At 63.0% G+C, this 23488-nt stretch carries 21 protein-coding genes; 13 read left to right on the top strand and 8 right to left on the bottom strand.

Annotated features, from left to right (window positions below):
• Positions 1 to 73: 73 nt before the first annotated feature.
• Positions 74 to 1123, bottom strand: a complete 1050-nt coding sequence (locus NKH59_RS13705; RefSeq protein WP_352539436.1) for a LacI family transcriptional regulator — start codon at positions 1121 to 1123, stop codon at positions 74 to 76.
• A 393-nt stretch (positions 1124 to 1516) separates the two neighbouring features.
• Between NKH59_RS13705 and NKH59_RS13710 the strand changes: the two genes are divergently transcribed.
• The 7 genes from NKH59_RS13710 to mgrA all read left to right on the top strand — a co-directional run bounded on the left by NKH59_RS13710 (position 1517) and on the right by mgrA (position 8964).
• Positions 1517 to 2755, top strand: a complete 1239-nt coding sequence (locus tag NKH59_RS13710; protein ID WP_352539435.1) for an ABC transporter substrate-binding protein — start codon at positions 1517 to 1519, stop codon at positions 2753 to 2755.
• 106 nt (positions 2756 to 2861) lie between these two features.
• Entirely contained in the window at positions 2862 to 3755 is an 894-nt protein-coding gene (locus tag NKH59_RS13715; protein ID WP_352456791.1) for a carbohydrate ABC transporter permease, read from the top strand.
• Positions 3748 to 4677 (top strand): carbohydrate ABC transporter permease, encoded by a 930-nt coding sequence (locus tag NKH59_RS13720; RefSeq protein ID WP_023675222.1) that lies wholly within the window; start codon positions 3748 to 3750, stop codon positions 4675 to 4677. Before NKH59_RS13715 ends, NKH59_RS13720 begins: the two co-directional genes overlap by 8 nt.
• A 5-nt stretch (positions 4678 to 4682) precedes the next feature.
• Positions 4683 to 5795, top strand: a complete 1113-nt coding sequence (locus tag NKH59_RS13725) for an ABC transporter ATP-binding protein (protein WP_352539434.1) — start codon at positions 4683 to 4685, stop codon at positions 5793 to 5795.
• Positions 5796 to 5882: 87 nt separating this feature from the next.
• On the top strand, positions 5883 to 6629 hold the full coding sequence (locus NKH59_RS13730) for a sugar phosphate isomerase/epimerase family protein (protein ID WP_023675224.1): 747 nt from the start codon (positions 5883 to 5885) through the stop codon (positions 6627 to 6629).
• 12 nt (positions 6630 to 6641) lie between these two features.
• Positions 6642 to 7790, top strand: coding sequence for a Gfo/Idh/MocA family protein (locus NKH59_RS13735; RefSeq protein WP_352539433.1), 1149 nt, complete (start codon positions 6642 to 6644; stop codon positions 7788 to 7790).
• A gap of 127 nt (positions 7791 to 7917) precedes the next feature.
• On the top strand, positions 7918 to 8964 hold the full coding sequence (mgrA, locus tag NKH59_RS13740) for an L-glyceraldehyde 3-phosphate reductase (protein WP_352539432.1): 1047 nt from the start codon (positions 7918 to 7920) through the stop codon (positions 8962 to 8964).
• 82 nt (positions 8965 to 9046) lie between these two features.
• On the opposite strand, the gene NKH59_RS13745 is transcribed toward mgrA, so the two are convergent.
• Entirely contained in the window at positions 9047 to 9343 is a 297-nt protein-coding gene (locus NKH59_RS13745; protein ID WP_352539431.1) for a DUF2934 domain-containing protein, read from the bottom strand.
• 190 nt (positions 9344 to 9533) lie between these two features.
• Between NKH59_RS13745 and NKH59_RS13750 the strand changes: the two genes are divergently transcribed.
• Complete coding sequence (locus NKH59_RS13750; RefSeq protein WP_352474874.1) at positions 9534 to 9884, top strand: hypothetical protein; 351 nt, start codon at positions 9534 to 9536, stop codon at positions 9882 to 9884.
• A 92-nt stretch (positions 9885 to 9976) separates the two neighbouring features.
• On the opposite strand, the gene NKH59_RS13755 is transcribed toward NKH59_RS13750, so the two are convergent.
• Positions 9977 to 11065, bottom strand: coding sequence for a S1 family serine peptidase (locus NKH59_RS13755; protein WP_352539430.1), 1089 nt, complete (start codon positions 11063 to 11065; stop codon positions 9977 to 9979).
• A 390-nt stretch (positions 11066 to 11455) separates the two neighbouring features.
• Here NKH59_RS13755 and NKH59_RS13760 point away from each other — a divergent pair, with 390 nt between their 5' ends.
• Positions 11456 to 12538 (top strand): trypsin-like serine peptidase, encoded by a 1083-nt coding sequence (locus NKH59_RS13760; protein WP_352474872.1) that lies wholly within the window; start codon positions 11456 to 11458, stop codon positions 12536 to 12538.
• A gap of 84 nt (positions 12539 to 12622) precedes the next feature.
• Here NKH59_RS13760 and NKH59_RS13765 read toward each other — a convergent pair whose 3' ends face one another.
• The 3 genes from NKH59_RS13765 to NKH59_RS13775 all read right to left on the bottom strand — a co-directional run bounded on the left by NKH59_RS13765 (position 12623) and on the right by NKH59_RS13775 (position 16008).
• Entirely contained in the window at positions 12623 to 13327 is a 705-nt protein-coding gene (locus tag NKH59_RS13765; RefSeq protein ID WP_352539429.1) for a DUF4760 domain-containing protein, read from the bottom strand.
• A complete protein-coding gene (locus NKH59_RS13770) occupies positions 13324 to 13704 on the bottom strand; it encodes a hypothetical protein (RefSeq protein WP_352474870.1) in 381 nt (126 codons plus the stop codon). Before NKH59_RS13770 ends, NKH59_RS13765 begins: the two co-directional genes overlap by 4 nt.
• Before the next feature lie 102 nt (positions 13705 to 13806).
• On the bottom strand, positions 13807 to 16008 hold the full coding sequence (locus NKH59_RS13775) for a caspase family protein (RefSeq protein WP_352539428.1): 2202 nt from the start codon (positions 16006 to 16008) through the stop codon (positions 13807 to 13809).
• A gap of 211 nt (positions 16009 to 16219) precedes the next feature.
• On the opposite strand from NKH59_RS13775, the gene NKH59_RS13780 reads away from it, so the two are divergent.
• A complete protein-coding gene (locus NKH59_RS13780; RefSeq protein ID WP_023675234.1) occupies positions 16220 to 16624 on the top strand; it encodes a Fur family transcriptional regulator in 405 nt (134 codons plus the stop codon).
• Positions 16625 to 16691: 67 nt separating this feature from the next.
• On the opposite strand, the gene NKH59_RS13785 is transcribed toward NKH59_RS13780, so the two are convergent.
• The gene (locus NKH59_RS13785) at positions 16692 to 16973 is read right to left on the bottom strand and encodes a type II toxin-antitoxin system RelE/ParE family toxin (protein ID WP_352448351.1); all 282 of its coding nucleotides are present in this window, start codon (positions 16971 to 16973) and stop codon (positions 16692 to 16694) included.
• Between the two features lie 292 nt (positions 16974 to 17265).
• Complete coding sequence (gene polA, locus NKH59_RS13790; RefSeq protein WP_352539427.1) at positions 17266 to 20214, bottom strand: DNA polymerase I; 2949 nt, start codon at positions 20212 to 20214, stop codon at positions 17266 to 17268.
• A gap of 442 nt (positions 20215 to 20656) precedes the next feature.
• On the opposite strand from polA, the gene NKH59_RS13795 reads away from it, so the two are divergent.
• The 3 genes from NKH59_RS13795 (at position 20657) to NKH59_RS13805 (ending at position 23220) form a co-directional block, all read left to right on the top strand.
• A complete protein-coding gene (locus NKH59_RS13795) occupies positions 20657 to 22042 on the top strand; it encodes a M20/M25/M40 family metallo-hydrolase (RefSeq protein ID WP_352539426.1) in 1386 nt (461 codons plus the stop codon).
• Positions 22043 to 22145: 103 nt separating this feature from the next.
• On the top strand, positions 22146 to 22766 hold the full coding sequence (locus NKH59_RS13800; RefSeq protein WP_254816792.1) for a ribonuclease D: 621 nt from the start codon (positions 22146 to 22148) through the stop codon (positions 22764 to 22766).
• 202 nt (positions 22767 to 22968) lie between these two features.
• Positions 22969 to 23220, top strand: coding sequence for a hypothetical protein (locus tag NKH59_RS13805; RefSeq protein ID WP_352539425.1), 252 nt, complete (start codon positions 22969 to 22971; stop codon positions 23218 to 23220).
• The last annotated feature ends 268 nt before the right edge of the window (positions 23221 to 23488 follow it).

Here is a 23488-nt window from a genome sequence, read left to right on the forward strand (position 1 = left end):
ATTTCGCGTCGCAGAAATGCGGCCAAGACAAATAGATGCGCGGGATGGCCAGTTCAATCTGAACATATCCCGCTCACGCCGGGCGGCGATAGGCCTGGACTTCGCCCGGTTCGCTCAGGCTTTGCAAGGAGCCGGGGGCGGCGCCGCCGATCCAGCCCAGCACCGAGCGGGCGAGTTCGGCGCCGGCCAGTCGGAAGTTCTCGTTGACGACCAGCAATTCGCTGCGAAACAGGTGCAGAAGCTCCGACGATTGTTTGGACACCACATCGACATCGCGGCCAAGCTTGAGGCCGGCGTCTTCGATGCCGGCAACGATGGCGAGCGTCGCGGCGGCGGCGCTGCTGATGAAACCGTCCGGGCGGCTTTCGCGGCGCATCAGCTGCGCGGTCCGCATTCTGATCTGCTCGATCGAATGATCGATCGAAACGGTGTTGAATGGAATCTCGCTGGCGCCGACCTCGCTCAGCGCATCGGCAAAGCCTGCGAGCGTGTGGCCGTGATAGGTCAGCTCGACCGGCGGCGCCAACAGAGCCAGGCGGCGGCGGCCGAGGCCGGCCAGATGGCGCACTGCCTCGGCTGCGAAAGCGTAATTGTCGAAATCATGGTAGGGATGGATCAGCCCCATATCGGTGCGGCCATGCGTGGCAAAGGGGATGCCGCGCTCCAGCATATAACGGGCCCTCGGATCGTTCGGCTGCGTGCGCGAAATGATGACGCCATCGGCTGAACCGGTTTCCACGAGGTAGCGGATGGGGTCGAGCGGATCCTGCGAGCGCGAGTAGGGTGTCACGATCAAATGGTAGGGCGTGTCGGCAATGACTTCGGAAACGCCGTAGATGATATCCGAGACAAAGCTCATGATCTCGTGCTCGGTGTTGAGCACCAGGCTGATGACATTGGTCTTGCCGGTGCGCAGGCGGACGCCGGCACGGTTGGGCCGATAACCGATCTGCTTGGCGACAAGCTGGACGCGCCGCCTGGTCTCGGCGCCGATCTCGGGGGCGTCCTTCAGCGCGCGCGACACGGTGGTGACGCCCAGCCCGGTCATGAAGGCGAGCGTCTTCAGTGTCGGCCGGCCCTGGCCCGACGCTTCGTCGGCCTTCTCTTTTTGATGCCTGTTCATTCATCCCGCCCCGTCAGGCGCATAACAGTTGCCGGACAGGCCGGCAATCGGCCGGCCGCGGGTTCGCCGCGGGCCCTCACCGAATGAAACCGCTATATACTGAAACGTTACAGATTGTCACGACCGTCGCCATATCACTGGTGACAGATGCAGAACGAGCGGTGCTGCAGTCGGTGCAAAACCGTGATTGGAACGGGCTTTTCCGATTTTTTGGCGTCGCAGCATTCCATTTTGCAGTGCAACCCCTCTTGTTGCGATGCGGTAGGCCGACGAGCCGCGTGATTTTATTCGCGCTTCGAAAAAACTTGATGCCACCTTCGCCTGAGGGGTTGCGCGCCTTAAGCAATTGCCGTATCGAAAATCTGTAACGTTTCAGATTCTGGGAGGAACGAAATGCGATACCAACTCATGACTGCTGCGCTGGCTACGACGGTCGCGCTGCAATTTGCCGGCCCGGCGGCCGCGACGGATCTGGAAGTCACCCATTGGTGGACCTCCGGCGGCGAGGCGGCAGCGGTCGCCGAACTCGCCAAGGCTTTCGACGCAACCGGCAATCACTGGGTTGACGGCGCCATCGCCGGCTCCGGCGGCACGGCGCGGCCGATCATGATCAGCCGCATCACCGGCGGCGACCCGATGGGCGCGACCCAGTTCAATCACGGCCGGCAGGCGGAAGAATTGGTGCAGGCCGGGCTGATGCGCGACCTCACCGATCTCGCCACCAAGGAAAAGTGGACGGAAATCGTGCAGCCGAAGAGCCTGCTCGATGGCTGTACCCTCGACGGCAAGATCTATTGCGTGCCCGTCAATATCCACTCCTGGCAGTGGCTGTGGCTGTCGAATGCGGCCTTCAAAAAAGCCGGCGTGCCGGTGCCGAAGAACTGGAATGAATATGTCGCTGCGGCGCCCGCGCTTGAAAAGGCAGGCATCCAGCCGCTCGCGGTCGGCGGGCAGCCCTGGCAGGCCTCCGGCGCTTTCGACGTGCTGCTTGCGGCGGTCGGCGGCACCGACGCCTTCCTCAAGGTCTACAAGGACAAGGACGCGGAATTCGCCGCCGGGCCCGAGGTCGCCAAGGTCTTCAAGGCCGCGGACGATGCCCGCAAGATGGCCAAGAACACCAATGTGCAGGACTGGAACCAGGCCACCAATCTGGTCATCACCGGCAAGGCGGGCGGCCAGATCATGGGTGACTGGGCGCAGGGCGAGTTCCAGGTTGCCGGCCAGACCGCCGGCAAGGACTATACTTGCCTTCCGGGCCTCGGTCTCAACGAGATGATCGCCACCGGCGGCGACGCTTTCTACTTCCCGCTGCTGAAGGATCCCGAAAAATCGAAGGCACAGGAAGTGCTGGCCCACACGCTGCTCGATCCCAAGACGCAGGTCGCCTTCAATCTCAAGAAAGGTTCGCTGCCGGTACGCGGCGACGTCGACCTCAAGGCGGCGAACGACTGCATGAAGAAGGGGCTCGAAATTCTCGCCAAGGGCAATGTCATGCCCTGGACCGACCAGCTGCTTTCGCAGGATACCCAGAAGCAGAAGGAGGATCTTTTCTCCGAGTTCTTCGCCAAGCAGGACATGACCGTGGAAGATGCGCAGAAGCGCTTCGTCGCCATTGTCGGTTCGGCCGATTGAGCGATCGACCGACCGCCTCACTCCCGCCCCTGCAAACGCAGGGCGGGAGCTCGGGTCAAGGCCTCTTGACCCTCCGGCCCTTACCCGATCCAGCGCGGCTGTGCAGATGAGCAAGAGCGAACGCCCTAGCCAACTCTTTCGCAACCTCAATGCGAAGATCGCCTCGATCCCAATGATCCTCACAGCGCTGGTGATCTTTGTCGGCGGCAGCGCGTGGACGGTGCTTTATTCCTTCACCAGTTCGAAGCTCCTGCCACGGCTGAATTTCGTCGGGCTCGACCAGTACTACCGGCTGTGGTCGGTGCCGCGCTGGCTGGTCTCGATCGAGAACCTGCTGATCTACGGCGTGCTGTCGCTGCTGTTCTCGCTGGTGATCGGCTTCCTGCTTGCCGCCCTGCTCGACCAGAAGATCCGGTTCGAGGACACGTTCCGGACCATTTTCCTCTATCCCTTCGCCCTCTCCTTCATCGTCACCGGCCTCGTCTGGCAGTGGCTGCTCAACCCCGAGTTCGGGATCCAGGGAGTGGTGCGCAGCCTCGGCTGGGAGAGCTTCAGCTTCAATCCGCTCTATGATTCCAGCATCGTCATCTACGGCATATTGATCGCCGCTCTCTGGCAGGGCACCGGGCTCATCATGTGCCTGATGCTGGCCGGCCTGCGCGGGATCGACGAGGATATCTGGAAGGCAGCGCGGGTCGACGGGATACCGACCTGGAAGACCTATCTGTTCATCATCATACCGATGATGCGGCCGGTCTTCATCACCACGCTGGTCATCATCGCTGCCGGTATCGTCAAGATCTATGACCTGGTTGTCGCCCAGACCAGCGGCGGGCCCGGCATCGCCTCCGAAGTCCCGGCCAAATATGTCTATGACTACATGTTCTTCGCCCAGAACCTCGGTCAGGGGTTCGCCGCCTCGACCATGATGCTGCTGTCGGTGATCATCGTCATCGTGCCGTGGGCCTATCTCGAGTTTGGAGGCAAGAAGCGTGTCTGACCATACCGTTTCCTTGCCGGCCGGCCCCGGCACGCTCGAAGCGTACGGGCCGAGCGGGCCGAAGCCGCGGCATATGTTCTCGCGCCGCAACATCTTCCTCTACGGCACGCTCATCGTGGTGGCGCTCTACTATCTTTTGCCGCTCTATGTGATGGTGGTGACGTCGCTCAAAGGCATGCCCGAGATACGCCTCGGCAACATCTTCTCGCCGCCGATGGAGATCACCTTCGAGCCATGGGTCAAGGCCTGGTCGAGCGCCTGCACCGGGCTCAACTGCGACGGGCTGTCGCGTGGCTTCTGGAATTCCGTGCGCATCACGATCCCGTCGGTGATCCTGTCGATCGCGCTCGCCTCGGTGAACGGCTATGCGCTTGCCAACTGGCGCTTCAAAGGTGCCGACACCTTCTTCATCATCCTGATCGTCGGCGCCTTCATCCCCTATCAGGTGATGATCTATCCGATCGTCATCATCCTGCGCGAAGTCGGCCTCTACGGCAGCCTCAGCGGCCTGGTGATCGTCCATTCCATCTTCGGCATGCCGATCCTCACACTGTTGTTCCGCAACTACTTTACCTCCATGCCGGAGGAGCTGTTCCGGGCAGCGCGTGTCGACGGCGCCGGCTTCTGGGGCATCTATTTCCGCATCATGCTGCCGATGTCGCTGCCGATCTTTGTCGTCGCCATCATCCTGCAGGTGACCGGCATCTGGAACGACTTCCTGTTCGGCGTCGTCTACACCCGCCCCGACACCTATCCGATGACGGTGCAGCTCAACAACATCGTCAACTCGGTGCAAGGCGTGAAGGAATACAACGTCAACATGGCAGCCACCATCCTGACCGGCCTGGTGCCGCTGATCGTCTATTTCCTGTCCGGAAAATTGTTCGTGCGCGGCATCGCCGCCGGCGCGGTGAAAGGATGATGGCGATGAACGCAAACGGCAGCATTGCGGCAAACGGCACCAGCGTCTCGATCCAGAACCTGTCGCTGAATTTCGGTGCGATATCGGTGCTGCAGACGCTCAACCTCGATGTTGCCGAAGGCGAATTCATCGTGCTGCTCGGCCCGTCCGGCTGCGGCAAGTCGACCTTGCTCAACTGCATTGCCGGGCTGCTCGACGTTTCCGAAGGCCGCATCTTCATCAAGGGCAAGAACGTCACCTGGGAAGAGCCCAAGGATCGCGGCATCGGCATGGTGTTCCAGTCCTACGCGCTCTATCCGCAGATGACGGTGGAGAAGAACCTGTCGTTCGGGCTGCGCGTTGCCGGCCTCGCCAAGGACGAGATCGCCAAGCGCATCGCCCGGGCCGCCGAGATCCTGCAGATCGAACCGCTTTTGCATCGCAAGCCGGCGGCGCTGTCCGGCGGCCAGCGCCAGCGCGTGGCGATCGGGCGCGCACTTGTGCGTGACGTCGATGTATTTCTGTTCGACGAACCGCTCTCCAATCTCGACGCCAAGCTGCGCGCGGAATTGCGCGTCGAAATCAAGCTGCTGCATCGCAAGCTCGAGAACACCATGATCTACGTCACTCACGACCAGATCGAGGCGATGACGCTGGCCGACCGTATCGCGGTGATGAAGGGCGGCGTCATCCAGCAGCTCGATGCGCCGCAGACCATCTATAACCGGCCGGTCAACCGGTTTGTCGCCGGCTTCCTCGGCTCGCCGGCAATGAACTTCCTCGACGGCAGACTGGAGCAAGCGGCAGGCGACTGGCACTTCGTCGCCGAGGATGTGCGGATACCGCTTGCCACCTATGCTTTCGAGAAGGACCCGGTGCCAGGGCCGGCCGTGTTCGGCATCCGCCCCGAGCACGTGGCGTTCAACAGCGGCACGGGATGGCCGTTCGCAGCCACGGCAAATGTCGAGGTCGTCGAGCCCATGGGTTCCGACACGCTGGTCTGGCTGAAGCTCGCCGGCCAGAATTTCACGGTGCGGGTGACAGCCGAGCGCACGCCAAACAACGCCGAGGCGGTCGGCATCGGTTTTGACCCGATGCGCGCCTCGCTTTTCGACGCCGTCACAGGTAACCGCCTCTAGAGCATGATTTAGCCTCCCAAGACTCTTCCACTCCCCCAAGACTCATCCCCCCAAAACTAACCATCTACAAGAAAACGGACAGAGACGATGAACTGGTCATTCCAACTTTACAGCGCCCGCAATTTCCAGCCCTGGGAGGGCGTGCTCAAGATGCTGGGGGAGCTTGGTTACAGCCAAGTCGAAGGGTTCGGCGGCGTCTATGACGATCCCAAGGCGTTCCGTGCCGAGCTCGACAAGAACGGGCTCGCCATGCCGACCGGGCATTTCTCGATCGACGCGCTCGAGAAGGATTTCGACGGCGTGCGCAGGACGGCCGACGCGCTCGGCATCACGCTGCTCATCTGCCCGTTCCTGAATGCCGAGTTCAGGCCGGCCGACACAGCCGGCTGGCGCGGCTTCGGCGAACGCCTGGCCAAGGTCGGCGAGACGGCCAGGAAAGCCGGCTATGGCTTTGCCTGGCACAACCATGATTTCGAGTTCAAGGCGCTCGCCGACGGCTCGGTGCCGCAAGACCACATCCTGTCCTCCGCGCCCGACATCGGCTGGGAGATGGACGTCGCCTGGGTGGTGCGCGGCGGCGTCGATCCGCTGCCCTGGATCGAGAAGCACGGCAAGCGCATCGTCGCCGTCCATGTCAAGGACCTGGCCAAGCCGGGCGAGGGCCTCGACGAGGACGGCTGGTCCGACGTCGGCCACGGCACCATCGACTGGCCCGGCCTGATCAAGGCGCTACGCGCCAAAAGCGCCGCAAAATACTACGTCATGGAACAGGACAATCCCAACGATATCGAGCGCTTCGCCCGCCGCTCGATCGCAGCCGCCAAGACCTATTAGGAGCACATCAGCATGGCAACAAAACTTGGCATCGGCGTCATCGGCTGCGGCAACATCTCGAAGGCGTATTTCTCGCTGGCGCCGCTGTTTCGCGGCATCGAGATGCGCGCCTGCGCCGACATCAACATGGAAGCGGCGAAAGCGCGGGCAAAAGAGTTCAAGCTGCGCGCCGAGACCGTCGAGGGGCTGCTCAAGGCCGACGATATCGACATCATCGTCAACCTGACCATTCCGGCGGTGCATTACGAGGTGTCGAAGCAGATCCTCGACGCCGGCAAGCACGTCTATTCGGAGAAGCCCTTCGTGCTGTCGGTCAAGGAAGGGCTCGACCTGAAAAAACGGGCGGAAAGCAAGGGGCTGCGCATCGGTTCGGCGCCCGACACCTTCCTCGGCGGCGCGCACCAGCTTGTCCGCGACCTGATCGACACCGGCAGGCTCGGCAGGATCACCAGCGGCACCTGTCATGTGATGAGCCACGGCATGGAGCACTGGCACCCCAATCCGGACTTCTTCTTCCAGCCGGGCGCCGGGCCGGTGCTCGACATCGGACCGTATTACATCACCAACCTGATCCAGCTGATCGGGCCGGTGAAGCAGGTCGCCGCCTTCGCTTCGATCCCGATGACGGAACGCATCATCAGCTCGAAGCCGCGCGCCGGCGAAAAGATCCCGGTCTCCACGCCGACGACGATCCACGGCGTGCTGGAATTCGAGAACGGCGCCATGGTGACGCTCAACACCAGCTGGGATGTCTGGAGCCATGGCCACGCGCCGATGGAACTCTATGGCGAGGCGGGCACGGTGTTCGTGCCGGATCCGAACTTCTTCGGCGGCGAAGTGCGCTACACCGAAGCCGCCAAACCGGTGAAGAAGCTGCCGAAATGGCCGCATCCGTTCGGCGTGCCCAACGAGATGCATTCGCAAGGCATGATGGCCAACTATCGCACCGCCGGTCTGGCCGACATGGCGATCGCGATTACCGAAGGTCGGCCGCACCGCTGCTCGATGGAACTGGCGCTGCATGCCGTCGACGTCATGACCGGCCTGTTGCGTTCGGGCGAGACCGGAAAGTTCGTCGCTATGCAGACCAGCTGCGAGCGGCCCGCGGCACTCGGCGTCAAGGCGGCGAAGGAGCTGCTGGCGAAGCAGAAAACCAAGTAGGCGGCGCGCCGCCCAAGCACCGCAAAAAGCCTCTCCCCGTTTGCGCGGGGAGAGGCTAAGGGTGGCAAGCTCGACTGCCCCACTGTTGCGGCGCAGCTGTCGGCTCGTTTCGATTTGAGGATTTCCCATGCCGTATGTCCCCGCCGAAAACCGCTATGACAAGATGGTCTACAATCGCTGCGGGCGGTCCGGCCTGAAGCTGCCGGCGATCTCGCTTGGGCTGTGGCACAATTTCGGCGACGACACGTCGCATAGAACCAAGCAGGCGATCACGCGCAGGGCGTTCGATCTCGGCATCACGCATTTCGACCTCGCCAACAATTACGGCCCGCCGCCCGGCTCGGCGGAGCGGGCGTTCGGCGAGATCCTGCGGACGGACTTTGCCGGTTATCGCGACGAGCTGATCATTTCGACCAAGGCCGGCTACGAAATGTGGGCAGGGCCTTATGGCGAGTGGGGCGGCCGCAAATATGTGCTGGCCAGCCTCGACCAGAGCCTGAAGCGGATGGGGCTCGACTATGTCGACATCTTCTATTCGCACCGCTTCGACCCCGACACCCCGCTGGAGGAAACGATGGGCGCGCTCGATCACGCGGTGCGCTCGGGCAAGGCGCTCTATGCCGGCATTTCCTCGTATAATTCGCAGCGCACCCGCGAGGCCGCCGACATATTGAAGCAGCTCGGCACGCCTTGCGTGATCCATCAGCCGAGCTATTCGATGCTCAACCGCTGGGTCGAGGATGATGGCCTGCTCGATACGCTGGAGGGGCTCGGTGTCGGCTCGATCGTGTTCTCGCCGCTGGCGCAAGGCATGCTGACCGACAAATATCTCGGCGGCATCCCCGACGGCAGCCGCGCCAGCCAGGGCAAGTCGCTGCGCCCGGCATTCATCAACGACAAGTCGATCACCAATATCGAGGCGCTGAACGTCATCGCCCGTCGCCGCGGCCAGACGCTGGCGCAGATGGCGCTGGCCTGGGTGCTGCGCCGGGGCAGGGTGACGTCGGCGCTGATCGGCGCCAGCCGGCCGGAACAGGTCGAGGATTGCGTCGGCGCGCTGAAGGCGCTCGACTTCAGCGATGCCGAGCTCGCCGAGATAGACAGCTTTGCCCGCGAGTCGGACATCAATCTCTGGGCGGCATCGGCCGAGCGCAAGGGGCCGCCGAGGAAGTAGGCGACGACGGTCTGCGGTCCGGTTTCATCGAAAAGACGCGGCAGCGCGAACTGGTAGCTGTCTTCGACACGGTGGCCAGCGGCTAACTTTCGGCTGCCTTGAGGTTCCGCGCGGCTTCCTCCAGCGTCGCCCTGTCGTTGCCAAGCCTGTCGATCAGCTCTTGCGCCTGATCACCGGTTATCCCGGTGCGCATCGCCAGTGCCTCGACCGTCAGAACGTCGGAGCTGGCGATCGTTCCCGCCGGAACGTCCGCGTCGTCGAGGCCAAGCTGTTGCTTCGCCTGCTGCCAATGACGTTCATGCGCGCCATCCGGGCGGCCCTCGCGCACCCAGATTTCATAGGCTCGCTGCCGAATCTTTTCATGCCGATCGTCGTCCATGGCGGATCCTCCCTTGTGGCGTTTTCACCAACGCGGGGAGCGCCGGAACGATCCGATGTTGATGCCGAATTCGCAGACATGCCGGACAAAAGCCGGTTTCTCACCGAACAAACACCGGACATACGCGTTTTGCGGAGGAACCTGCACAGTGGGCCGGCCGTTGAGCCGAGCCTGAGCAAAGGAGATTACAATGGCCGACGAACCGAACGAATCCGCAGCACCGAAGATGACTCAACGTGAAGCTCAGGAAGCCCTGGAGAAGCAGGTCGCGCAGCTGAGGCGCGAGATCAACAAGATCAATCGGACCTTGGCCGAACGCGCGGAAGAGGCGATCGAAGACGCCGGCGGCTGGTATGACAACGCTGCCGAGCGCGCCTCTCGGACAGCACAAGCCCTGCGCAACAGGGCGCAGACGGTGTCGGGCGTGGTCCAGGAGAATCCCGGCACAATATCGTCGGCATTCATCCTCGGAGCGGCCGTAGGAGCGCTACTCGGCCTCACCCTGGCCGCCACAGATCAGCGCCGCGATCGCTGGTTCTAGTCCCGACCCCAGGTTTTTGGGACAGAACCGGGTTTTGGGAAAGAACCAGAGGGATTGCTCCCGCTGTTCATTGGTTCAGCAAATGACACCGGTCAGGGCGTGGCGGGCTTCTGCGCCGTGCCGAGGGCTTTGGGCGCTGCGGGCGCCGCCGTCTTCATCTTCTCCTCGATCCAGCCGGTGTAATTGGCCAGCCGCGTGTAGATGCCGTAGGCGTTCTTGTGGCCGCAGGCGGTGCCGCCGTCGGCCGGACCTTCGCCCCAGCTGACGACGCCGACCTGCACCGGACCATCGGCGCCGGTCACGAACAGCGGTCCGCCGCTGTCGCCATTGCAGGCGTCGCGCTCGCCGCTGGCCGTGCCGGCGCAGATCATGTTGCCGGTAAGCGGATCGGCCATATCGGCTGCAATCGCGTTGGCGGCCGCCTCGATGCCCCTTTCCGAATAACGCATGCGGCGGGCGAGTTCGCCGAGCGCTGCCTTCAAATCATGCGCATAAATCGCCTTGATGCCGCTGTTGCAGGTTGCGTTCGGCTGGAGGTCCAGGTCGGCGACCATCAGCGCGGTGGGAAACGTTCCGTCCTGCATCTTGCCCCAGCCGGTGACCGTCGTCTTGCCGGCGTCCGGTGTCGGCTCACGGGCAATTTTGATGGTCGGGGCATCGGCCGGCGCGGCCAGCCGGATCAAGCCGAGATCGTTGTCCAGCGTCTGCTCGCTGTAGCCCTCGTTGACGATGATCTCCACCGCCTTGTAGCGCTTGCCCTCGCTCAGATCGGTGGCGCCGGTGAGCACGGTGACCACATCAGGCGAAATCGGCTCGCCGTCGTCATTGAGGCAGTGCGCCGCCGTCAGCACCCATTGCGGCGCGATCAGGCTGCCGCCGCAGAACTGCGCATTCGCCTGCGAGGCCGGGCTTTTGTCCAGTTTGCCGGTGGTCAGCAATGCCACCTGGAACGGGTAAGCGCCCTTCTCGGCCTCTTTGCCGCCGTAGACGCGATCGGCGCCGTCGGGGTTCTCCGCCCTGGCCTTGGCCCTGGCCTCGGCCACGCGTTTCATCGGCGAGATCGCCGCCTCCGGCCGAGCGGCCGCGTCCGTGGCATGAACGGAATTGACGGCCGGCAAGGCCGCCGCGATGCCGAGCAGCGCGGCGGCGGCAATCGGTCTGAACCTATGGATGATCTTCACCTCGAACCCCCTGAGACGATGTTCCCGACAGGTCAGTCGCCGACGCATGGTCCACTCAAATGGAACCGGCCGGTGAGATCATGCTCCACGGCGAAGCACGATCCGTCACAAAGCCGAGCACCATTTCTGCTAGTCGTGCTGTCGAGCCAACCCGCCCAAAATCCTATAGCCCCCCACGGGCTATGTGGAAGCAATTTGTCGTTGCCAATGTTGGATTATTTTAGGCAGTATACCGTTGCAGGCATTTTTGGCGGGGACCTAAACTGGCTGCACTGAATAATGGCCCGGTAAAGGCACCGGTAACCAATTTCATTTTTTTGCGCCACCACGATCTCGACAATATTTCTGTATCTTGATCCAGTCCTTGCTGACTTTTGGGAGAGTCTCACCATGACAAAACTGACACATAGCATTATTGCCTCCGCGTTGCTTTCCACCGCAATGTGGGCGGTTCCTGCCTTGGCTGCCGATCCAGGTTCCGCCAATGCCGGCAACGGCGAAAGCATGCGGGATGTAACATCGGGCGATTACAAGCCCGGCCGGGCGAAACCAATCGCCCCGCCGAAACTGACCGACGACGAGGCCAACCGCGCCGCGCCGCTCACCGACGAAGCAACGGCCGTCAAATCCTATGGCATCGTCGGCCGCTCCGCCGATGGCAAGGACATCAAGATTGACCCGAACGAGACGCTGAAGGACCTTGTCATCAAGGACATGAACGCGCCCGCCGACGGGCAGAAGTCCGACAATTCCGGACTGAGCGGAGGCGAAGAGGCTGGCCGTCAGGTGTTCGGCACGGACGACCGCGAGCAGATCAAGAATACCAAAACCTACCCATTCACCGCGATCGGCTATCTCGAAGGCAAATCGAAGAGCGGCAGCTATGGCAGCTGCTCGGCGACGCTGATCGGCCCGCGCACGGTGCTCACCGCGGCGCACTGCCTCTACAGCCACGAGGACAAGGCCTGGCTCGACGATATCCTGTTCGTGCCGGCTCTCAACGGCAAGACTGCCGACGACGCGCCGTTCGGCGCCTTCACCTATGAAAGCGCTTATGTCATCCAGGGCTTCATCGACAATTACCAGGGCTTTTACGGCTCGGTCGTGCCGTGGGATCTCGGCATCGTCACCCTGAAGCAGGATGTCGGCACCAACCTCGGCTGGCTCGGCTATGCCAATTATGACGACCTCGGCGATTTCACCGCCAATATCATCGGCTATCCCGGCGACAAGCCGATGGGCACGATGTGGAAGGCGACCTGCGAAGTGCATGCCGAAAACATCGCCACCGAGTATTTCCAGTACGACTGCGACACCTATCCCGGGTCGAGCGGCAGCTCGGTCTATGCCTATGACAATGGCTCCAAGCAGCGCGTCATCACCGGCGTGAACGTGGCCGAGAGCCCGGATGCCAATACCGCCGTGCGTCTGAACGCCATCAACGTCCAGTGGATCAACAGCCTGTACAAATAGGCTTGCAGAATTTCGGCCGCGATCGTCGCGGAAAACCTGCCGGCGGCGGAGCATTTCCGTCGCCGGCTTCGCATTTTTCGGGAATTATCTGGACTGGGCCGAGGATGGCGCCTGGCGGACATAGTTCTCGATCGGCTGGGCGAAAGTCGGTGAACCGGCCTTGCGCTCCTTGTCGATATAGCCGGCAAAATAGCTCCAGAACGAAGCGGCATAGTCGCGGAAATAGGAGTCGGCGACGTCGCGCGAGCACAGCCTGCCTTCGACGCAGAAGGAAAGGCGGTTGAGGAAATAGACGATGCGGTCGAAATTGTCGCTGAACTCGGCAAGCGGCATGTCGCCGCCGGTTGCGCTCATCGCTTCGATGCCGATGCGCTGTCTGAACACCTGTTCCTCGGTCGGCGTCGGATTGGCACTGAGCAGATTGCCGTATTTGGCGTTGAGCGCCGCCAGGCGTTGCTTGAGGGCCCGTTGCGCCTGCTGGTAATCCTTGCTTTCCCAGAGCTCGACCAGCGACATCGTCTGCTCGACGCGCTTCTGCTCCTGGTTCGCCAGGAACTGGTAGACCGAAAAGATCAAGGTGAAGATGATCGCCAGGCGCACCAGCAATCCGGACCAGGCATAGACGAGCATGCGCCAGTCGCGATCGGTGAATGGGTTCGCCTCCTTCTTGACCTCGTGATTGCTCACCCACGGCAGGCCTTCGACGGTTTCCGGCAGCGACACCGGCTTCTTTTGCGGTACCGGCGCCGTCACTGCCTGCTGCGTTGCGTTGCCCCCCGCTTTCGTCATCCGCAGCTGTCCAGTTCTATGGTGGCGGACGGGTCGAGCACGATGCCCGGCGTCTCCAGCTTCTTCTTCAGGCAATCCAGCTGCGTGCGCGAAACGATGAACTGCACGTCAGGCTCCACCTGCGCCTTGCCCGGCGACGGCAACGGCTCGACCACGCCGCGCGAGGCGCAGCTGCTGAGATCGACGACAACGGCGGTGTTGCCGGTTTTGGCGATCCGGTCGTACTGGTCGAGAAAGCAGCTCGCCAGTTCGGAATTGATGACGACCTCCTTGGCGCAGAGGCCGCAAGCCTCGTCCGCCGAAGCATTGGCGGCCAGCAACAGCCCGGCGACAAGGCCGGCGGTTGTTGCGCGCCACGAAAATACGATCCTGTTCACGAACGCCCTCACCCGTTCCGTTCGGCCGCCGACAGCGGTGGTCGAAGAATGTTCATTATCAGCCGATTAGGCAAGAGGCCCGGCCGGGCACCTGACCGCGCCTCAGGCGCGCGGCACGGTCTCCATCGGAAAAATCATCACGGCGCCCTTCGACCCCTTGCCGTCGGTCAGCCGCATGGCCGACCGTGTCGCCGGCGCCATGCCGATATCGGCCAGCATGTCGGCGAAGCTTGGCTGTCCCAGTCCGCGCGTTACCGAGACAACGCCCTCTTGCGCCAGGAAGCTCAGATCCTGCTTCTCGCTCTGCGGCGGTGCTTCGGTCAAGACGGCGATCATCCGCTCCATGCCGAAGCTGGTGTCGGTGAATTTGAACAGGCCTTCCTCGAGCACGGCGCCTTCGGTCAGGCGCTCGGCAAGAAAATGCTGGATGGAATAGTCGGAGCCGACGTAGAGCACGTTGATGTCGACCAGGTTGGTCGAACCGTTCCTGGCCAGTACGTGGACCTGATCGTCGGGCGAAACACGCGGCACAGTCGACGCTTCGATCGGCTGCAGCGTGTCGCTGTCAAAACGCTTGATCCGGAACTCGACGCTGACCTCTTCCGGCCGATAATCGGAGGCGGCGGCCAGCCTCGACAGGCCAATGGCGCGGAAGATTTTCGTCAGATTCCCTGCGGCGGCCTCGATCAACTTTTCGCGGCCGTCCGGATGAATGACGATCAACGGCGGCTTGCTGCCGCCCTTGAGCGTCATGTCGCCCGAAGCCGGCAGGAACCACAGCGCCGGCGCGTCGGTGGCATCTTCTGCGGCGCCGGCAATGGCGTTCTCGCGCAGCACTGCGAGACGCAGATCTGCGCTCTTGCCCGGCTCGACCAGCGCGATGTGAAACCCTGAGCTCTTCCTGGCCGCCAGTTCGTCGAGAACCGAGTTCGCCAGCGCGGCCTCTTTCTCGAGGCCTTTGGCCGCAGCCGGCCGCGCGACCACGAGCTTGTAGTCGACGGCGAGCTCGGCCAGCCGTGCATAGGCATTGGCGGGGATATCGGCCAGCTTGAGCGCCGGCTTGCCGCCGAACTCGACCGGCTTGACCCGGCTTTCCAGGTTTTTCGCCGACTGAACCTGGAGATAGCCAAGCGCCTCGGACAGCGGCGACAGCGCCGACGGCAATATTGCGAGCCTGCTGCCGGGGGTGAGGCGATGCAGCAACCCGGCGCCGATCGTGGCTTTGTCGTTCTCGATGACGATCGGCCATTGCATGACCGCGTCTGTCTTGTCGGTGCCGAAGACGCGTGCGTCGAGTTCTCCCTCGAACAGCGGCGTTGGCCGGGTGCGGCCGTCCGCCGAATATTGCTGCAGCACGGCCTGGCCGAGCTGGCGATAGGTGATGTTGGGGTTCTCGGCCAGTTTCGACAGGATGGTGAAGGTGAACAGGCCGAAACGCGGTGCATCGGCCATGCCCTTGGGCAGCGGCATCTCGGGCGTCGTCTCCACCGTCTGCGCCGCGTAGAAGGCGACCAATTTGCCCTTGGTGGTCGGCTCGGCGCCGGTCGGCGTCAGCTTGAAGGCCGGCTTGCGCTGCCCGTCCTCGTCAAAGCCGCGCGGCGCGGCCGACGCAATCTCGTCATAGGCTCTCACCGCAGCCGCCCTGGCAGCGTCGTCGCCGCCGACCAGATCGGCGAACTCGACCTTGCGTTCCAGCTCGTCGTCGACCTCGGCGGCGCGCGTCGCAGTGCCGGAATGGCAGCAGTCGAACACGGCCCAGATAAAGGCGCCCTTGTCGCGGATAGCGTCGAGCGCGGTGCCGATCTCGTTGTCGACCAGCGCATTGGGCACGCCCTTTTCGCGGTTCACCCATTTGTCGATGTCGGACGGCAAGAAAATCTCGTCGAGGCCGTCCGTCTCGTCGCCCTTGTTCGCTGCCGGCTGCTGCGCGCCGTGACCGGACAAATGCAGGTAGACGAAATCGTCGCGCTGGACCTTGGCGGCAAGATCGGCCAACGCCGCCTTGATCGCCGCATGTGTCGGCGGTCCGTTGGCGCCTTCGACATCCTTGGCGAGCAGCGTGACGTTTTCGGCCAGGAATTTTACCGGCGCGGGCGTGTTCCCCAGGAGGTAATCGCGCACCAGGCCGGCATCGTTTTTCGGTCCGATCAGCCAGTTTTTCTTCGGCAGGTTCGGGTAATCGGTGCAGGCAACAAGCAGCGCATGGTAGGTGCGCGCCGCTGCGAATGCCCGAAACGGCACCAGGCCGGCAGCGGCCAGCGCGGACGTGCCGGCAAGCAGCGTCCGCCGCGTCACTTTGATCATGATTGCTTCCCCAAGCCCGATCGAATTTCCAAGCACGGCCAGCCTGGCCGAGGATTTTGTCAGTATTTTGAATATGGCGCCGCCGGCCAGCCGACCACCGGCTGCGAATAGAAACAGTAGCAAAAATGGCAGTTCGTCGCTATCTCAGTGGAAGAGGTCCGACTGCTTGCGAAATGGCAGCGATCGGCACGGAGCGGCTTGGAACAGGATCATGGCGGCAAGGGATGTACTGACGAAGAACCAGCTTTGCGTTCTCGAGAAGCTCGAGGCCGCCAGCGGCCCGCTCAGCGCCTATACGTTGCTCGACCAACTGCGCGAGCGCGGTTTTCGCGCGCCGCTGCAGGTCTACCGGGCGCTCGACACGCTGGTGAAATCCGGCTTCGTGCACAGGCTCGAAAGCCTCAATTCCTTCGTCGCCTGTGCCGAGCCGCACGACCACAGCCATTCGATGACGGCGTTTGCCATCTGCGACACCTGCGGCCAGGTGACCGAGTTCTCCGACCATGATGTCGGCCACCGGCTCGACGAATGGGTGCGCTCGACCGGCTTCGCCGCCAAGAAGGCGGTGATCGAGTTTCGTGGGACATGTGCGAAGTGTTTGGCCGAGGCGGCTTGAGGCCGGAGCAACGCGGCGAAGGCGGAGCAAGGTTTTCCGAGCCCTCGCCGGGTGTTCCCGGATCGGCTCAGTAGGGAAAGGGTCTCCTTGAGGTATGCCGGATGTGCAGGATCTCAATTGCGTCGGCACGGGCACGATAGAAGACCTTATAAGGGTAGCGGCCTATGAAGAGGACGCGAACGCCAGGGATGTCGGTCGCGTGACCGCTTTCGGGAAATTCGGCAAGTCGCGAAATCCCAGCGTGGATCCGAGAAATGACTGAAAGGGCGCCCTGAGGCGCCCGCTCTTCGAGGTAGTTGAAAATCGCCTCGCGTTCGGCAAAGGCTTGCCGCGTAAATCGGACCTTCATAGCCTGCGGCGGGTGTCGGCCGCGCGAACGGTATCCTCATCTACGAAAGTGCCGTGATCGGCCTCTGCTAGGCCCGCTGTGACCGCGCTGCGCTCTGATTCCGACATCGCATACACGCCAGTCCGCCGCGCCTCGATGACGCGGGCGTAATCAGCAAGCTCCTCCTGGTCTTCGCGAGGCCAAGCTTCCGCATGCCTTACCAGATTCTCAAGTGCCTTGGTGATCATACGGGCACTATAGCATACCGCTGCTGCTCGTGAACCTTGAACCGAACATGGCTCTGTGGCCCGCCTTAATGCGCCTCTTCCCAGTTGTTGGCTGCGCGGGCGTCGACGTGCAGCGGCACCGACATCGATACCGCCGGCATGGCGGCGTTCTCCATGACGTGGCAGACGACCGGGATCGTCGCCTCGACCTCGGCTTCGACCGTCTCGAAAACCAGCTCGTCATGCACCTGCAGCAGCATGCGGGCAGAAAGCCTGGCTTTTTCCAGCGCCTCGTCCATACGGATCATGGCGCGACGGATGATGTCGGCGGCGGTGCCCTGCAGGCGGGCGTTGATCGAGGCGCGCTCGTTGAAGGCACGGACCGAAGGGTTCGACGACCGTATCTCCGGATAGTGGATGCGGCGGCCGAAGATGGTCTCGACGAAGCCGTGCTCGCGGGCATAGGCCTTGGTCGCATCGATATAGTCGCGGATGCCGGGGAAGCGCTCGAAATATTTCTTGATGTAGTCGCCGGCTTCCTCACGCGCGATCGACAGCTGGTTGGCGAGGCCAAAGGCCGAAATGCCGTAGATGATGCCGAAATTGATCGCCTTGGCACGGCGGCGCACTTCCGAAGGCATGCCCTCGACCGGCACGTTGAACATTTCAGACGCGGTGATGGCGTGGATGTCGGCGCCATCGGCGAAGGCCTGCTTGAGCTGCGGGATTTCGGCGACGTGGGCGAGCACGCGCAATTCGATCTGGCTGTAGTCGGCGGAAACCAGCTTGTTGCCCTTGTCGGCGATGAAGGCCGTCCTGATCTTTCGACCCTCGACGGTGCGCACCGGAATGTTCTGCAGATTGGGATCCGAGGACGACAGCCGCCCGGTCGTCGTCGCGGCAAGCGCGTAGGAGGTGTGGACGCGCTTGGTGTCGGGATGGATGAAGCCGGGCAGCGCATCGGTATAGGTCGATTTCAGCTTGGTCAGCTGGCGCCAGTCGACGATCTTGCGCGGCAATTCGTGGCCTTCGGCGGCGAGGTCTTCGAGAAGCTGCGCCGAGGTCGACCACTGGCCGGTCTTGGTTTTTGAACCGCCGGGCAGACCCATCCTGCCGAACAGGATGTCGCCGAGCTGTTTTGGCGAGCCGATGTTGATGCGTTCGCCGACCAGCTGGTAGATCTCGTCCTCGAGCCGTGCGGCACCCTGTGCCAGTTCGCCGGAGAGCCGCGACAGGATCTGCCGGTCGACGGAGATACCGCGCTGCTCCATCCGTGCCAGGACCGGCACCAACGGCCGTTCAAGCCGTTCATAGACCGAGACCAGGCCCTTGGCGGCAAGCCGTGGCTTCAGCACCTGCCAGAGCCTGAGCGCGACGTCGGCGTGCTCGGCCCCGTAAGCCGTCGCCTTGCCGAGGTCGGCCTGATCGAGGCCGACGAAGCTTCTTCCCGAACCGGCCAGTTCCTTCAGCGGAATGGTCGCGTGGCCGAGCCATTTATCGGCCAGCGCCTCCAGGCCGTGGCCACCGTGGGTTCCGGCCTCGAGCACGTAGGAGATCAGCATGGTGTCGTCATAGGGGCCGATCTCGATGCCGTGACGGCTCATGACGACAAGGCGGTATTTCATGTCGTGCACGATCTTGAGGACGGATTTGTCCTCGAGCAGCGGCTTGAGCAACGTCAGCGCGTCGCGGATCGGGACCTGGTTTTCGACCGCGCCGCCGCCGAGCAGGTCGCCATTGCCGTTTTTGTGGGCAAGCGGCACATAGGCGGCGTGGCCGGGCGCGACGGCCATGGCAAGGCCGATCAGTTCGGCCCGCATCGGATCGGGCGAGGACGTCTTAACGTCGAAGGCGACGATGCCTCTCTCCATCGCCTCGGCGATCCAGGCCTTCAGCGTCGCGGCGTCGCGGATGCAGGTGTAGGCGCCGGTGTCGATCTTGCGGGCGGTGGCAGCCTCCAGGCGAAGCGCCGAAAGCAGGGATGGGGTGTCGCCTTGCTTGGCTGCGGCCGGAGCTTCGAGTGCCGCTTCGTCCGACGGCGGTGCGCTCTCGGCGGCCGCGGGCACGCCAAAACCCATATCGGGGCCATGCGCGGTATCGGCACGCTCTATGGTGACGGGGGTGGCTGGAACGTCGCCGGCGTCGGTTCCGGTCGCTTCGGCCACGCGGCGGGTCAGCGTCGAGAATTCCATGGTCTTGAGGAAGCCGATCAGCCTGGGGCCGTCCGGCGCATGCAATACGAATTCGTCAAGCCCTTCGGTCACCGGCACGTCGTTCTTCAGCCTCACCAGGTCACGCGAAATGCGTGCCTTGTCGGCATTGGCGATGATCGATTCGCGCCGCTTGTCCTGCTTGATCTCGCCGGCGCGGGCGAGCAGCGTGTCGAGGTCGCCGAACTGTTCGAGCAATTGCGCTGCCGTCTTCGGCCCGATGCCGGGCACGCCCGGCACATTGTCGACCGAATCGCCAGTCAGCGCCTGCAGGTCGATCATTTTCTGTGGCGGCACGCCCCATTTCTCGATCACCTCGGGAACACCGATCTGGCGGTCCTTCATCGGGTCGTACATGGCAACCGTTGGGCCGACCAGTTGCATCAGATCCTTGTCGGAAGAGATGATGGTGGTGTCGGCGCCGGCTTCGCAGGCAAGCCGGCAATAGGTGGCGATCAAATCGTCGGCCTCGTAGCCTTCCGTCTCAAGGCACGGCAGGTTGAAGGCCCTGGTCGCCTGGCGGATCAGGCCGAATTGCGGGATCAAATCTTCCGGCGGCGCCGAGCGGTTGGCCTTGTATTCGGGGTAGAGGTCGTTGCGGAAGGTCTTCGACGAATAGTCGAAAATCACGGCGAAATGCGTCGGCACGATGCCGACATCGGTGTTGCGGGCGTCCTGCGTCAGCTTCCAGACCATGTTGCAGAAGCCGAGCACGGCACTGGTCGGCAGCCCGTCGGACTTGCGGGACAGCGGCGGCAGCGCGTGATAGGCACGGAAGATGTAGCCGGAGCCGTCGACAAGGAAGAGATGATCGCCTTTTTTCATGGCACGAGGGAATAGCGCGGCGCAGCGCCGCGGTCCATGCCAAAGGCGGCTTCTGCCAAGGGTTCCGGCAACACCCTGACAAATGGCGTGCGAGCCTGGCCTGCCATGCGGCCTGGCCGGAGCTTTGTTCGCTCACGCCTATGTTACAAAAGTGTAATTTTTGTGCCCTTGAATCGCCACGTTCGCAGACACAGATAAACGCCATCGGCAGTTTTCGCCGAAGTCCGGAGCAAGGCCCGTCCCCCGCCTATCCCGGACACTTGCGGCAGCCTATCCCCCCTCTCCGGGCTGCCGCATCGTTTCGAGTAGAGGCCGCCGTGGTTCCCTCCACCACGGCGGCATTTTTTTGCCTTTGGACAGGAAGCTGTGGCCCAACGGTCGCGGGCTTTCCGTTTCGCAACATGGGCTCTAGATTCGCCGCCAGAATCGAAAGGCCCGCCAGATGTCCGCAGTTTCCCCTGTTCTCGACCGCCTCGACAAGAACTTCGACCAGAGCCTGGAACGCCTGTTCGGCCTGCTCGGCATCAAGTCGATCTCCACCGATCCGGACTACGCCGCCGACTGCCGCAAGGCCGCCGAATGGCTGGTCGCCGAGCTCAAGCTGATCGGCTTCGACGCCAGCGTGCGCGACACACCAGGCCATCCGATGGTGGTCGCGCATCACGATGGGCCGGCGGGCGCGCCGCATTTGCTGTTTTACGGCCATTACGACGTCCAGCCGGTCGATCCGATCGAGCTGTGGGAAAGCGACCCGTTCGCGCCGGCGGTCAAGGAGATCGAGCCCGGCCACAAGGTGATCACCGGCCGCGGCGCGGCCGACGACAAGGGCCAGCTGATGACCTTCGTCGAGGCCTGCCGCGCGTGGAAGCAGGTGCATGGCGGATTGCCGTGCCGAATCACAATCCTGTTCGAGGGCGAGGAGGAGTCCGGATCGCCGTCCCTGAAGCCGTTTCTCGAGGCGAATGCGGATGAGCTCAAGGCCGATTTCGCGCTGGTCTGCGACACCGGCATGTGGGACCGCGATACGCCGTCGATCTGCGTCTCGCTGCGCGGGCTGGTCGGCGAGGAGATCACGGTGACTGCCGCCGACCGCGACCTGCATTCCGGGCTCTATGGCGGTGCGGCCGCCAATCCGATCCGCATCCTGGCAAAGATCCTGGCCGACATCCACGATGCGGATGGTCACGTCACCATTCCGGGTTTTTATGACGGCGTCGAGGAAACGCCGTCGCAGATATTGCAGTCGTGGCTGTCGCTCGGTGAGACGGCCGAGACCTTCCTCGGCCCGATCGGCCTGTCGATCCCGTCCGGCGAAAAGGGCCGCTCGGTGCTCGAACTGACCTGGGCGCGGCCGACGGCCGAGTTCAACGGCATCATCGGCGGCTATACCGGCAAGGGCTTCAAGACGGTGATCGCCGCGCAAGCCTCGGCAAAAATCTCCTTCCGCCTGGTCCACAAACAGGATCCGGAAAAAATCCGCGCCGCCTTCCAGGCATTCGTCAGGCAGCGGGTTCCGGCCGACTGCTCGGTCGAATTCCACCCGCATGGCGGCTCGCCGGCGATCCAGCTTTCCTACGACTCGCCCTTCCTCGCCAAGGCCAAGCAGGCGCTGTCCGACGAATGGCCGAAGCCGGCGGTGGTGACCGGCAGCGGCGGCTCGATCCCGGTGGTCGGCGATTTCCAGACCTATCTCGGCATGGAATCGCTGCTGGTCGGTTTCGGCCTCGACGACGACCGCATCCACTCGCCGAACGAGAAGTACGAGATGAGCTCCTTCCACAAGGGCCAGCGCTCCTGGGCGCGCATTCTCGAGGCGCTGACACGCTGAAATTGCGCCAGACTCAAGTTTTTGTTGATTTTTCGCCGGATCGCGGCAAGGACGGGCACGGTCCGTCGCGCATCGCTGCACGGGGCCGCGACCGGAGAAGACGATGAGCGACATACGTTTCCACAAAAACGATCTGCCCGGCCTGCTGCATTACGATGTCGGGGCGGTCGCCATCGACACCGAGACGCTGGGGCTGAACCCGCATCGCGACCGGCTCTGCGTCGTGCAGATCTCGCCGGGCGACGGCTCGGCCGACGTCATCCAGATCGCGCCCGGCCAGAAGAAGGCGCCGAACCTCGTCAGCCTGCTCAAGAACCGCAGCATCACCAAGCTGTTCCATTACGGCCGCTTCGATCTCGCCGTGCTCTACAACGCCTTCGGCGTCATGCCGGAGCCGGTGTTCTGCACCAAGATCGCGTCGCGGCTGACGCGCACCTACACCGACCGGCACGGGCTGAAGGACATCTGCTTCGAGCTTCTCGGGATCGGCCTGTCGAAGGCGCAGCAATCATCGGACTGGGCCGCCGAGACGCTGTCGCCCGAGCAACTCGAATATGCCGCCTCCGACGTGCTCTATTTGCACCGGCTGCGCGACGTACTGAGCGCGCGTCTGGCGCGCGACAACCGGACCAGGGAGGCCGATGCGTGCTTCCGCTTCCTGCCGACGCGTGCGAAACTCGACCTGATGGGCTGGGATGAGGAGGATATCTTCGCCCACAGCTAATGGCCTTCATGATAATTCTACTCCGGCGGCCATCTGGCGCAGTTTTCTCCGCTTCCGGTGCTCACGGACCCAAATGTCCGCTGCGCTCCGGTTCTCGAAAACCACGCCATATGTCTCGCCGGAGCGAATTCTCCTAAAGGCCATCGGCCAGGAACCAGACGCTTGTCCCGGCGTTCCGTTCGCTTCACCGGGAGAAATGAAAATGGCTGCCCGAAAATCAATCGAAACGGCACCGAAGGACGGCTCCAAGGTCACCGTCTACTGGCAGGACAGCGACGGCGTGATAAACGAGAGCATCGCGCAATACCGTTCGCTCGACCGGCTGAAGGCGGCCGGCGGCGACTGGGACGAAAGCGACGCCGGCTGGTGGGCCTATACGGACGGCCATACGCAAAGGAAGATCGAGCCGATCAGCTGGCGGCCGGCTTCCGACGATGCGGATGCCGACGACTGAGGGTTGTCGCAACCGCCGAACTGAAGTGATTATTCTGGGGCAACGCGCATTTTGTTCTTGCTTTGTGCCGGCAGCTATGCTACTAATTTGGCTATGGTGCTCATTGGCTCCGACGACCCGCCCGCCGAGGCGGGTTTTTCATTTCCGGCTTTGGCGCTGTCGCGGGCCGCCGCCGTTCGGCAAGCGACTGAATACAGTTTATTTCGATTTTTCCCGACTTAACCCGCCTTTAAACCGCCGCATCTAGTCTTCAACCCCAACGCCATAG

Source organism: Mesorhizobium sp. M0998 (assembly GCF_040318885.1).
Classification (GTDB): domain Bacteria; phylum Pseudomonadota; class Alphaproteobacteria; order Rhizobiales; family Rhizobiaceae; genus Mesorhizobium.